This is a genomic window from Sphingorhabdus sp. (genome assembly GCF_035329025.1).
Taxonomy (GTDB): Bacteria; Pseudomonadota; Alphaproteobacteria; order Sphingomonadales; family Sphingomonadaceae; genus Sphingorhabdus_B.
Map to the genome: position 1 here is coordinate 1 of NZ_DAOLHN010000056.1, position 12,906 is coordinate 12,906.

Below are 12,906 nucleotides of genomic sequence, written 5' to 3' on the forward strand. Positions count from 1 at the left end.
ACCCGCGACCTCCGGCGTGACAGGCCGGCGCTCTAACCAACTGAGCTACACCCGCTTGATGCGGTGACGGCGCTACTAGAAGCGGTCACTGCAACTGTCAACAGCGCGAATGAAAGAAACGAAATTTTCTTGCGCAATGCGTTTGGTGGCCACCAATCGGTTCCAGCTAAAACTTTCGGCATAATTTACCATTCTCGTTTGATTTTACAAGATTCGACAAGTTTGATGCCATATATATCTAATACATACAATATGTTGGCTCGTTAACAGGCTAGTCCTTGGCTTAACCATTTCTTGACCTCGCTCTGCCATAAGAGCCAGCATGTTGAGAACCAATACATCCCGCTCAAGCCACGGAAACGCATTGTTGCGTCTTCGCTGCGCATCGGCATTGGCAGTTGTTGCCGCGACTTCAGCCTTCGGATCAACCGCTCATGCCGCAGGCACACTTGCAGGCACCAACATCGAGAATATCGCCACCGCGAGCTATGATGCGGGCGCGGGCCCGGTTGATATTCAATCGAACGTGGCGGTCATTCTCGTCGACGAACTGCTCGACGTCACTGTCGTCAGCAGCAATCCTGGCGACGTCGGCACCACCAATGGTGCCACCAACGCGGTGCTGACCTATCAGGTGACGAACAACGGCAATGGTCCCGAAGTCTTCACGCTGACTCCGAATGTCGCCAACAGCGGCGATGATTTCGATCCCGCCCTTTCGCAAGTGGTGCTCGATACCAACAACAATGGTGTCTATGATGCCGGTGTCGACACAATCTATGTCGCGGGCACTAACGACCCGCTGCTGACACCTGATCAAAGCATCAATGTCTTCGTCCTCACAAATATACCGGCGACGCAAGCCAATGGTGATCGGGCCAATGTCAGCCTGGTCGCTGCTGCGAACACCGGAACCGGGGCACCGGGAACATCATTTGCAGGTGCGGGTGAAGGCGGCGGCAATGCCGTAGTCGGAACCAGCGGCGCAGAAGGTGAGGCAAGCGGCTTTCTTCGCGTCGACGCCGCTTCTGTAGCCTTGGCAAAATCAGCTGTTGTTGCCGATCCCTTTGGTGGCACGACTGCTGTTCCGGGGTCGACCATCACTTATACGATTGTGGCGACGATCAGCGGCGCAGGCACGCTGAACAACCTCGCCATCAACGACCCCATTCCGACAGGCACAACTTATGTTCCTGCCAGCCTCACCCTTGAGGGAGCGGCGCAAACCGATGCGGTCGATGCCGACGCTGGCAACTTTAACGGCACCAGAGTGAACGTGTCGCTGGGCAATGTCCCCGCCGGACAGACCCGCACGGTCACCTTCCAGGTCACTATTCAATGAGTTCCACTATGAAACACATGATCGCAGCATTGCTAGCCTTGGCCACCGCCCTCCCAGCGATTTCAGCACCGGTTGAACTCGCCAGCGACGTCTTTGTTGAACGTGAACACAAACGTGCCGATGGTACCGTAGCGACAGTGCTTGAAGCACCCAAACTCGTAGTACCCGGCGATCAATTGGTCTTTGTCGTGCGCTATAAAAATGTCGGAACGCAACCGGCATCGAACTTCATTGTCACCAACCCGATCCCCCGAGCAGTTGCCTTTTCGGGCACTATGGATGGCACGGAAGTTGTTTCGGTCGACGGCGGCAAAAGCTGGGGTGTTATGTCGCAGCTCAAAGTTGCGAAGCCTGATGGTACCTTTCGTCAGGCTTTACCCGCCGACGTAACCCATCTGAAATGGAACATGAATCAAACGCTTGCGGCAGGATCTGCCGGCAAGCTCGTCTTTCGCGGGGTCGTACGATGACCTCCAAACGAAACCGTAACGATTGCTGCGGCACAAGCGATCAAATCCAATGCAACCGGAGTATAAGCATGACCAGTACGCTTAAATCCCTCGTTGCCTCAACTGCGCTTGCCGCAACGCTCGGGGTTTCCGCTCCGGCCTTTGCGGTGGGCACAACCCAGGGCACCGACATCACCAACAGTGTGACTGTAAATTACACCGTAGGAACCACGGCACAGACGCCGGTCACCAGTAACACCGATACGTTCAAGGTCGACCGCAAGGTCAACTTTACCGTTGTCGAACGTGCGACCATCGGCACCACCACAGTCAATCCTGGGCAACTTGCCCAGCAAACAGCATTTACGTTGACCAACCTGTCAAACGATCTGCTCGACTTTGACCTGACAGCGGCCAACCTGTTGACCGGTGCGGCAGCACCGCGCGGGACAGACGGATTTGACGTCACCAATTTGCTGATCTGCCTCGACGCGGACAACAACAATGTCTGCGATGCGCCTGCAACCGCAACGCTGACCGTTAACGATCTATCGGCAACAACCGGCAGCAACAGCGTCAACATTCTTGTGTTGGGCGACATTCCGGCCGCAGCCACCAATGGCCAGATTGCGGGCGTTAGCTTGCAAGCCACCGCAAAGCTGAGCAATGGCACCGCCTTTGTTCTTAGCGGCCCTGGCCAAAATGTATCGACCGACGCCGACGCCAACGTCGCTGGCGCTGTCGACACCGTTCTGGCTGATACCGGTCGCGATGCTGTTGAATCCGCACTCGACGACTACACCGTACAGTCGGCAACGCTGGGCGTGTTCAAGTCGAGCCGCGTTGTCAGCGACCTTGTAAGTGGCATCAACCCGAAAGCTCTGCCCGGCGCGACGGTGGAATATTGCATCGCAGTCCAGAACACCGGTAGCGTCGCTGCAACCAGCGTCGCGATTGAGGATTTGATTCCTGCGAACACGACGTTTGTTACAGGTTCGATCCTGTTGGGTGCAACCGTAACCGACTATGGTCTGGCAACGCAAAGCTGCTCGGCCGGTTCGGCAGGCGGTAGCTACACCACAACGCCGTCACCGCGCGTCAACGGAACCCTCGCCAGTGTTGGCGCGGCTTCGACGAGCGGCCTGATCTTCCGCGTTACCATCAACTAAAGAAGCAAGGCGGGGACGAAGGCTCTCTTCAACCCCGCCTTTTTCTCTAAAAATGCTGTTAACTAAACATCTTATCAAACGCGCAGGAACGCTGGCGGCAGCTGCCCACTTGGCTGCCGCCTGCCTTCCCGCGCATGCGCAAGTGTTGCCGAATATCATCAGCAACACAGCGCAGGCGGAATGGACATCCGGCGGACAGCCGCTGTCACGGCCTTCAAACAGCGTCGATATCGTTGTCGACCGCTCCAATCCGCAACCGGCGACACTTGAGGTGTTCCGTTTCACCAGTGCAAGCGGTTCTACCCAAGCCGTTTTGCCGCAGACGATGTGCCGGGGCACCAACGGGCTTCAGCCGGTCAACCTTCAAGGCGTTTTTGCCGGTCTTTCAACCAATCCGGCGTCAATCGCCCCGGCATCTTCCATTCGCGCGGGGGAACCATTGGTTCTGAAGGTGACGGCACCGGGTCAAAACAGCAATCCAGGTACGATTGACAGCTTCGAAGCTGAAATTTCGACCGACACTGGCGATATCGAGCGGTTCATTCTGACCGAAACGGGCGCCAATACGTCGGTTTTTCTGGCTCTGGTGAATACCAAGGCTGCACCGCCTGCGGCAATTCAGGGCGATTGCGTCCTGTCGGTTCGTCCCGGCGACCAACTTCATTTTGACCTCGACAATGCCCAAAATGGCAATCCGATTGCCGGTGCAGATGTCGATATTCTCGTCGATCCGTTCGGATTGACCTTTGACAGTGCCGACGGCACTGCTGTCGATGGCACCCGGGTGACTATCGTAGACGCGGCAACCGGCCAGCCTGCACAGGTGTTTGGCGATGACGGCGTCTCTAGTTTCCCGAGTACCATTATAGCGGGAAGCACGGTTACAGACGGTGGAGGGCAGATTTACGCCTTCCCGTCCGGTTTTTACCGCTTCCCCTTCCTGCGCCAGGGCACTTACCGGCTGATTATCACGCCGCCAGCGCCTTACACGCATCCCTCGGTGGCTACGCCTGCTGAAATAGCGCTGTTGACGCGCCCCGACGGCGGCCAGTTCGTTATTGCCGACGGCTCTTATGGCGGAATCATTACACTGAACGACCCTGCACCGGTGCGTATCGACGTACCGATGGACCGGCCCGGCGGCAGTTTGCAGCTGCGGAAGTCGACTTCAAGCGTTACAGCCATGCCCGGTGATGTCGTTCAATACCGCATCGAGGTGCGGAATCCTGATCGTGTCCGCAATAGCGGTCCGATTACAGTCACCGACCTTTTACCGGCATCGATGCGGCTGCGCCTGAACAGCGTGCGCTATAATGGCACCTCGGTTACGCCAGTTGCAACAGCCGATGGCAGCGAGTTTTCGGTTGTTTTACCACCGCTTGCTGGGGGCGCATCGGGTCTGTTGACGTATCTGGCAGAAGTGCGCGTTGATGCCCGTTCGGGCGATGCCGTCAACCGTGCATCTGCCCGCGATAATCGAGGTGCGAGCAGCGAAACAGTCGATGCCGCAATCCGCATCATCCGCGACGGGATAAGCGAACGCTTCACCATAGTTGGTCGCTTTACCGAAGGCGGATGCAGCGTCGATCCGCGTAAAGCAAAGGGCATCAGCGGCGTGCGCGTCATGCTTGAAGATGGCAGCTACGCCATCACCGACATTGACGGCCGCTATCATTTCGAAGGCGTGGTCCCCGGCCTGCATGTTGTGCAAGTCGACCCGTCGACCTTCCCGCTTGATCAGGCGCCTGTCGACTGCGCGCAGAATACACGCAGCGCCGGAAGTGCGATCTCGCGCTTTGTCGAAGGTCGCGGCGGTAATCTTAAACGCGCAGATTTTCGCTCGAAACAGGTCAGCCCCCGTCGCGAAGCCACACAAATTGCTTCCAAACCGGTTGCGCCGAACGCCGAAGAACGCAGCATTGCTGGCGGTGAAAAAGATTGGGTTGCCGGTCAGGCGCCGGGCTTGGAATTTCTGTTTCCCGGCACCGACCACAACCCGCCTGTGCCCGCGATCCGCGTTGCCATCAAACATGCTGCTGGCCAGCGCATCGAACTCAGCGCCAATGGCAAGATCGTTGACCCGCTGAATTTCGATGGCGTCAAGCGCAGTGGGGACGGCCAGGTCAATGTCAGCATCTGGCGCGGCGTTCCGATTGTTGCAGGCAACAATGCGCTGGTTGCGCGCGTGCTGAACAGCGAAGGTCAGGAAGTCGCCAAGCTGGAGCGTCAGGTCCATTTTGCTACCCCCGCAATTCAGGCGCAGTTCCTGAAAGAAAAGTCGCTGCTGCTTGCCGACGGTGTCAATCGCCCCCGTATTGCAGTGCGATTCACCGATCGTTCGGGCAAACCCATCCAGCCCGATGCAGTCGGCGATTTCAGCGTTACCGAACCTTATCGTCCCGCTGTCGAAATCGATGCCCAGCAGGCAAGCCAATTGTCCGGCCTCGAACGTGCGGCACCGGTGTGGCGCGTGATCGGCGAAGATGGCGTTGCCTATATCGAACTGGAGCCGACAACCGCTTCCGGTGCCGTGGCAATCAGCTTCAACTTCCAGGATGGCCAGGTAAAACGTACCCAGCGTATCGAAACCTGGCTCGATCCGGGCGATCGCCCCTGGACCGTGGTTGGCTTTGCAGCCGGCACCCTCGGTTTCAACAAGCTTGAAGAAGGTCTTCAGGATCTGGCTGGCGAAGATGACCAGTTGAATGTCGATGGCCGCATCGCCCTCTACGCCAAGGGTCGTGTGAGCGGCAAATGGCTGATGACCATGGCCTATGACAGCGACAAAAAGGCTGACGATGCCCGTTTTGCAGGCACCATCGATCCGCGTCGCTATTACACCGTTTATGCCGATCGCAGCGAGCAGCGCTATGACGCGGCTTCAATCCGCCGCCTGTATCTGAAGCTCGAACGCCCGCAATTCTATGCGCTGTTCGGCGACTATCAGACCGGCATCGATGAGCCTGAACTGGCCCGCTATCAGCGCAGCTTCAACGGCATTAAGGCCGAATATCGCAGCGATGACGTGCACGCGCAGGCCTTTGCAGCGGACACCCCCTATCGCTATCGTCGCGAAGAAATCCAGGGCACGGGCCTGACCGGCCCCTACGCGCTCGCCACCCGCGATATCCTCGCCAACAGCGAACGCATCACCATCGAAACGCGGGATCGTTTGCAGTCGAACATCATCATCGACCGCAAAGCCCTTGTGCGCCATATCGACTATGACATCGATTACCTCGCCGGAACGCTGCGTTTCCGTGAGCCGATCCTGTCGCGCTCGAGCGGCCTGAACCCGCAATTCATCATCGCCGAATATGAAGTCGATGGCGTTGGCAAGCGTGTCAACAACGCTGGCGGCCGTGTCAAATGGCAGTCGCCCGACCAGAAGCTGCAGATTGCAGCAACCGCGATCCACGACGAAACCGATACCGACAAGACCAACCTTGTCGGCGCCGACGTCCGCTATCGTCCGACCGCGAACACCGAATTGCGCGCCGAATTTGCCGCAACCAATGGCAAGGCCAATGCAGGCAGCGCAACCACCGATGCCGGCGGCGCTTCGGCTGTGCTGCTCGAGGCCGAACAACATGGTGCGAAGCTCGACGTGCTGGCTTATTATCGGCGCCAGTCGGCCCGCTTCGGCGTCGGCCAGACGAACCGCAGCGAAGTAGGCACCGAAAAATTTGGCCTCGATGGCCGCTATCGCCTGACCGATAAGCTGTCGCTCTCGGCAATCGGTTATCAGGAAGATTATATCGAAACCGGTGCCCGTCGCATCGCGGGATCGACCGAACTCGAATATCGTGACGACAAGGCTTCGCTGCGCGCTGGCATCACCCATGCCGATGATAAGCTAGCCGATGGCACGACGAACAAGTCGACACTGGCTCGTATCGCCGGTTCATACAAGCTGACCAGCAAGCTCGAACTTGACGCGCAAACCGAGTTCGCTCTGGGTGGCGAAGATGAGAGCATCGACTTCCCTGCCCGCCACCGTCTGGGCGCACGCTATGCGATCCGCAACGATATCGCGCTGGTCGGCAGCTATGAAATCGCCAAGGGTGAAAATATCGATGCACGCACTGCACGTATCGGTTTTGACATCGCCCCCTGGGCTGGCGGTCGCATCGTTGCGAGCGCCAACCAGCAGGATATCGGCGAGTTCGGCGCGCGCAGCTTTGCATCCTACGGACTCGCGCAATCGTTCAAGATCAACGACAAATGGTCGGTTGATTTCACGCTCGATGGCAACCAAACCATTGGCGGCTTCGACCGCAGCGATGTCATCAATCCGTTGCAGCCCGTCGCTTCCGGCGGTTTCCTGGGCAGCGACGGCACGCTGACTGAAGATTTCGTCGCAGTCACCGGCGGCGCCAGCTATCATGGCGAACGCTGGAGCTGGACCGGTCGTGCCGAATGGCGCGATGGTGACACCACCCAGCGTTATGGCCTGACCACCGCCATCCTGCGCCAGATCGGCGAAGGCAAAGCTGTGGGCGGCGCACTCAACTGGTTCAAGGCCAAGCAGGACGGCGGCGCATCGACAAAGACCGCACAGGCCGAAATCAGCTGGGCCAACCGCCCCTCGGGCAGCCAGTGGTCGTTCCTCAACAAGACCGAATATCGCTATGATGCGGTGAAGAACGCAACTGCTGGTCTTCCGGGACCGATCGGCGGTGCGCCGTTGCTTGTCAGCGGTGACGTCAAATCGACCCGCATCATCAACAGCCTGTCGGTCAACTACACCCCGATTGACGAGCGCGATGGCAGCTTCATCGAACGCGGCGAATATGCCTTCTTCTGGGGCACCCGCTACAACACCGACCGTTTTGGCGCGGACGATGTCAAGGGTTGGAGCAATGTTGTCGGCGCCGACCTGCGCTTTGATTTCTCAGATGTCGCAGATGTGGGCATCTCGGGTACGGCCCGCATTGGCACCTCGGGCAAAAACATCGCCTGGTCGGGTGGACCAACACTGACGGTGACGCCGTTCGACAATTCAAACGTCACGCTCGGTTACAATTTCGTCGGCTTTGAAGATCGCGACTTCGAAGAGGCACGCTACACCCGCAGCGGCCCCTTCCTGACCTTCAAACTGAAGTTCGACCAGACCAGCTTTCAGGGTCTGGGGCTCTAACCTTTAGTCCGCGAACAGCAGAACCGGCGTTTCGACAAGCTTTTTGAGCGCCTGCACATAGCTCGCCGCATCCCAGCCATCGACCACGCGGTGATCGCAACTGATCGACAAGTTCATCAGCTTACGCGCTTCAATGGCATCGCCGACAAATACCGGACGTTCGACGATTTTGTTCGGGCCGATAATGGCGACTTCGGGACGGTTGATAACCGGCGTGGTTGCAATGCCGCCAAGCGGGCCGAGTGACGTCACCGTCAACGTTGAACCGGAAAGTTCATCACTTTTGGCGCTGCCATTGCGGGCGGCTTCGGCCAAACGGCCAATCTCGCTCGCCAATTGCCAGACATTCTTGTCCTGCGCGTCACGGATAACCGGGACCATCAGCCCAGCTTCGGTTTGCGTTGCCATGCCGAGATGCACCGAGCCGTAGCGTGTGACCACACCGGCTTCGTCATCATAACGGGCGTTGATCATCGGAAAATCAGGCAAGGTCTTGCAGATCGCCACGATCAGGAACGGCAGCATGGTCAATTTGGGGCGATTGCCGCGATTAGCGTTCAGATCAGCCCTCATCGCTTCCAGCGCAGTGACGTCAAACTCTTCGACATAGCTGAAATGCGGAATGTTGCGCTTCGACGCCGCCATATTTTCGGCGATACGGCGACGCATACCGATGACCTTGACCACTTCATCGGCCCGCTTTGAGGAAGCGCCGGCTGCACGATAGCCCTGCCCCGCACCATAGTTCAAATAGGCGTCCAGATCTGCGTGGCGAACATGTCCGCCCGACGCCCTGACGTCACTTAGATCAACGCCAAGCTCCTTGGCACGTGCCCTAACCGCCGGAGAAGCGGTGATTTTTTCGTGCTTGATTGCAACCGGTGCTTCGACAGCCTCCACTTGCGGAGTTTCTACTGGTGCAGGTGCTGGAGCAGGCGACGGGGGAGAAGCAACCGGTTCCGCTTCCACTTTGGGTGTTTCAGCAACAGGCTTGGGCGCAGCTTCTTCATTGCCCGCGCCTTCGGTTTCAATCTCAACCAGCATTGATCCGATGGCGATCACATCGCCTTCTTCGCCTGCAACAGCCGTCACGACGCCAGCCACCGGACTTTCCATTTCGACTGTCGCCTTGTCGGTCATCATGTCCGCGAGCGGCTGATCTTCCTCGATCCGGTCGCCAATCTTGACGTGCCAAGCGACGATTTCAGCCTCGGCAATGCCTTCGCCAATGTCAGGCAGCTTGAATGTGAACTTACCCATGACGTCAGTCCTTCATGATCTTTTCAATGGCACTGGCAATGCGAACCGGGCCGGGGAAATAGGCCCATTCGAGGCTGTGCGGATAAGGCGTGTCAAAGCCGGTGACGCGTTCTACCGGCGCTTCGAGATGGTAGAAGCAGCGTTCCTGAACGAGCGCCGCCAGTTCTGCACCAAAACCGCTAGTACGGGTGGCCTCGTGAACTACCAGGCAGCGTCCGGTCTTTTTTACTGATTTTTCAATTGCTTCAACATCCAATGGAAGAAGCGTTCTTAAGTCGAGAATTTCCGCATCAAGGCCCATTTCGGCTACAACGGTCTGCACCACATGCACCATTGTGCCATAGGTCAGGATGGTCAGTGCCTCGCCTTCGCGGACTATTCCGGCCTTGCCCAGTTCGATGCGATAATAGCCTTCGGGAACAGCACTCGCTGCATGTTTCGACCATGGCTCGACCGGGCGGTCATAATAGCCGCTGAATGGGCCGTTATAGATGCGTTTGGGTTCGAAGAAGATCACAGGATCATTATCCTCGATAGCCGCGATCAGCAGGCCCTTGGCATCGTAAGGATTGGACGGAACAATCGTCTTGATGCCGCAAACATGGGTAAAAAGGCTTTCCGGCGACTGGCTGTGCGTCTGCCCACCGAAAATCCCGCCGCCAAAAGGCGAACGAACGGTCATCGGGCAGATGAAGTCACCTGCCGAGCGATAGCGTAAGCGTGCCGCTTCACTGACTAGCTGGTCGAGGCCCGGGTAGATATAGTCGGCAAACTGGATTTCCGGCACTGGCCGCAAGCCATAGGCTGCCATGCCGACGCCCGCGCCGATGATTCCGCATTCGCTGATTGGGGTATCGAACACCCGGGTTTTGCCATGCTTGGCCTGCAAACCAGCGGTCGCGCGGAACACGCCGCCGAAATAGCCGATATCCTCCCCCATCAAGACGACATCGGGATCGCGTTCCAGCATGATGTCGAGCGCGCTATTGATCGCTTCGATCATGTTCATGGTTTTGGTGTCGGCCATCATTTCGGCTCCCACTCAGGGCCGAATTTGCGGTGCTGTTCGTCAATCATCTGCGCGCACTGCTCTTTCAGGTGCCAGGGCATTTCCTCAAAAACATCCTCGAACATCGTTTCGAACGGCTGGTGCATTCCATGCCCCAATATGCCGTTCGCCTCTGCCTCTTTCTGGGTTTTCTTAACCAGATTGGCCAGCTCGTCATGCTGCGCCTGATGCTGTTCCTCGCTCCATTCGCCAAGCAGGATGAGGTGCTTTTTCAACCGGTCAACAGGGTCACCCAGCGGCCATTTTTCAAACTCTTGTGCCGCGCGATAGGCGCCGGGGTCGTCAGAGGTTGAGTGGCCTTCAGCGCGATAGGTGAAATATTCAATGAAGGTTGGGCCGTTATTAGTCCGCGCCCGGTCTGCTGCCCAGCGCATCGCGGCATAAACAGCCAAGGGATCATTCCCGTCAACCCGCAGCGAGGCAATGCCATAGCCCAATCCGCGCGCCGCAAAGGTCGTGCGTTCGCCACCCGCAATGCCAGAGAAAGAGGAAATCGCCCATTGGTTGTTCACCACCTGCAGGATGACAGGCGCATTGTAGACCGCCGCAAAAGTCATCGCACTGTGGAAGTCTCCCTCTGCGGTAGAACCTTCACCGCACCAGACTGCAGAGATACGCGTATCGCCGCGTGATGCGCTGGCCATCGCCCAGCCTACGGCCTGCGGATATTGCGTCGCCAGATTGCCCGAAATGGTGAAAAAACTGCACTCTGGCGCCGAATACATGATCGGGAGTTGGCGGCCCTTCAGATGATCCTGACTGTTCGAATATATCTGGTTCATCATCCGCACGATCGGATAGCCGCGCGTCAGGAGGATGCCCTGCTGGCGATAGCTGGGGAAACACATGTCATCGCTGGCCAGCGCCATCGCTGTTGCGACCGACGTAGCCTCCTCACCCGTCGATTTCATGTAAAAGCTGGTTTTTCCCTGCCGCTGCGCGCGGAACATGCGGTCATCAAAGGCACGGGTCAGCATCATGTTGCGGAGCATCAGGCGAAGCTGTTCGGCATCGAGGTTGGGATTCCAGCTGCCTTTTGCCTGATGGTCGTTATCGAGCACGCGCACCAGCCCGAATGCCAGCGATTGGATGTCCGCCGGTAGCGAGGCTTCATCGGGACGTGGTATGGAATCGACCGGCGGAACAGCGACATCGCTGAAATCCACCTCATCGCCGGGACGGAATTTGGGTTCCGGAATGTGCAGCCGCAACGGCGCAAGATTGGACTTTTTGCCTGTCATCGCTTCCTCTCGTTCCCTTTACAGGGCTCCACGCGAATCACATTTGTTTGTTGTCCGCTCTTGTTAGAATATTTCAAACTCCTTTTTAGGTCAATATCGCTGACCTAAACTGCGACAGGCGCAGAAATATGGGCTTGCGGGTGATAATCGAGCACCTCGAAATCCTCGATCTCATAGTCAAAAATGCTTTCAGGCTTGCGCAACAGGTGCAATTTGGGATCGCCTGCCGGCTGACGCGACAATTGCTCTTCGACCAGTTCGGCATGGTTCAGGTACAAATGCACATCCCCGCCCTGCCAAATCAGTTCTCCCGGCTCATATCCACATTGTTGTGCGAGCATCCGGATCAGCATTGATGCGGCGAAAACGTTGAAGCCAAAACCCAGCCCCAGATCACACGAACGCTGGAACAACAATCCACTTAATACGCCATCCGCCACATGGAATTGATAGGTTTTATGACAGGGCGGCAAGGCCATCCGGTCAAGCTCAGCAACATTCCAGCCTTCAAAGATGTGTCGGCGCGAACCCGGATTGCTCTTCAGGCTTTGCACCAGCAATTCGATCTGGTTGATGCCTTTATCTGCGCGGCGATAGAGCCCCCGCCCTGCATCCTCATATTTGGGCCAATTCACCCATTGCGCACCATAGACCGGGCCAAGATCACCCCATTTTTCGGCAAAATTGATATCGTCGACGATGCGCTGCTCGAAATCCTCTTGGGAAATCTGATCGCCAGTTTCGCGGCGATAACGCTCCATCGGCCAATCGGTCCAGATCCGCACCTTTTGCTTCAACAGATTGCGGATGTTTGTGTCTCCAGTGAGGAACCACAGCATCTCACGCGCGGCAGTTTTCCAGAAAATGCGTTTGGTCGTCAGCAAGGGGATAGCATTATCTGCCAGCGAAAAGCGCATAGTCGCGCCGAATAGCGAGCGCGTACCCACGCCGGTCCGGTCTTCCTGCACCGCGCCTTCGGTCCAGATGCGGCGCATCAGGTCCAGATACTGGTCTTCATAATGGCTCATTCAGAGCGCCTTCCCCGTCGAGTCTGTATACGCTGAAGCTATTCGCAGAACGGGGAATCGGCAATGGCCAGATTATTGCATCTTTACGCTTGAAAGGCTGGAACCGCCCTTCTATAGGCACCGCCTGCCTTGCCGGTCTTGGACCGGCTTCAAGCATCGGTCGGGGAATAGCTCAGCCTGGTAGAGCACTGTCTTCGGGAGGCAGGGG

The 12,906-nt window shown here is 57.5% G+C and carries 8 protein-coding genes; 4 read left to right on the forward strand and 4 right to left on the reverse strand.

What is annotated here, in order from left to right; genetic code table 11:
• Positions 1–367 precede the first annotated feature (367 nt).
• The 4 genes from PKC81_RS13195 (at position 368) to PKC81_RS13210 (ending at position 8,100) form a co-directional block, all read left to right on the forward strand.
• Positions 368–1,342, forward strand: a complete 975-nt coding sequence (locus PKC81_RS13195) for a hypothetical protein (RefSeq protein WP_324336835.1) — start codon at positions 368–370, stop codon at positions 1,340–1,342.
• Positions 1,343–1,350: 8 nt separating this feature from the next.
• On the forward strand, positions 1,351–1,812 hold the full coding sequence (locus PKC81_RS13200) for a hypothetical protein (protein WP_324336837.1): 462 nt from the start codon (positions 1,351–1,353) through the stop codon (positions 1,810–1,812).
• Positions 1,813–1,880: 68 nt separating this feature from the next.
• Complete coding sequence (locus PKC81_RS13205; protein ID WP_324336838.1) at positions 1,881–2,960, forward strand: hypothetical protein; 1,080 nt, start codon at positions 1,881–1,883, stop codon at positions 2,958–2,960.
• 52 nt (positions 2,961–3,012) lie between these two features.
• The gene (locus PKC81_RS13210; protein ID WP_324336840.1) at positions 3,013–8,100 is read left to right on the forward strand and encodes a hypothetical protein; all 5,088 of its coding nucleotides are present in this window, start codon (positions 3,013–3,015) and stop codon (positions 8,098–8,100) included.
• Positions 8,101–8,103: 3 nt separating this feature from the next.
• Here PKC81_RS13210 and PKC81_RS13215 read toward each other — a convergent pair whose 3' ends face one another.
• From PKC81_RS13215 to thyA, 4 genes are all read right to left on the reverse strand, one after another.
• The gene (locus PKC81_RS13215) at positions 8,104–9,360 is read right to left on the reverse strand and encodes a dihydrolipoamide acetyltransferase family protein (RefSeq protein WP_324336842.1); all 1,257 of its coding nucleotides are present in this window, start codon (positions 9,358–9,360) and stop codon (positions 8,104–8,106) included.
• 4 nt (positions 9,361–9,364) lie between these two features.
• Positions 9,365–10,390: an alpha-ketoacid dehydrogenase subunit beta gene (locus tag PKC81_RS13220; RefSeq protein ID WP_324336844.1), complete on the reverse strand. Its 1,026-nt coding sequence runs from the start codon at positions 10,388–10,390 to the stop codon at positions 9,365–9,367.
• Positions 10,387–11,670 (reverse strand): 3-methyl-2-oxobutanoate dehydrogenase (2-methylpropanoyl-transferring) subunit alpha, encoded by a 1,284-nt coding sequence (locus tag PKC81_RS13225; RefSeq protein ID WP_324336846.1) that lies wholly within the window; start codon positions 11,668–11,670, stop codon positions 10,387–10,389. The genes PKC81_RS13220 and PKC81_RS13225 overlap by 4 nt, the downstream gene beginning before the upstream one ends.
• Positions 11,671–11,774: 104 nt before the next feature.
• The gene (gene thyA / locus PKC81_RS13230) at positions 11,775–12,698 is read right to left on the reverse strand and encodes a thymidylate synthase (protein WP_324336848.1); all 924 of its coding nucleotides are present in this window, start codon (positions 12,696–12,698) and stop codon (positions 11,775–11,777) included.
• Positions 12,699–12,906: the final 208 nt, after the last annotated feature.

Excerpts from the sequence above, each read along its gene's own strand:
- thyA (WP_324336848.1), bottom strand. The coding sequence starts at position 12,698 with ATGAGCCATTATGAAGACCAGTATCTGGACCTGATGCGCCGCATCTGG.
- PKC81_RS13210 (WP_324336840.1), top strand. The coding sequence starts at position 3,013 with ATGCTGTTAACTAAACATCTTATCAAACGCGCAGGAACGCTGGCGGCA.
- PKC81_RS13200 (WP_324336837.1), top strand. The coding sequence starts at position 1,351 with ATGAAACACATGATCGCAGCATTGCTAGCCTTGGCCACCGCCCTCCCA.
- PKC81_RS13205 (WP_324336838.1), top strand. The coding sequence starts at position 1,881 with ATGACCAGTACGCTTAAATCCCTCGTTGCCTCAACTGCGCTTGCCGCA.
- PKC81_RS13215 (WP_324336842.1), bottom strand. The coding sequence starts at position 9,360 with ATGGGTAAGTTCACATTCAAGCTGCCTGACATTGGCGAAGGCATTGCC.
- PKC81_RS13225 (WP_324336846.1), bottom strand. The coding sequence starts at position 11,670 with ATGACAGGCAAAAAGTCCAATCTTGCGCCGTTGCGGCTGCACATTCCG.
- PKC81_RS13220 (WP_324336844.1), bottom strand. The coding sequence starts at position 10,390 with ATGATGGCCGACACCAAAACCATGAACATGATCGAAGCGATCAATAGC.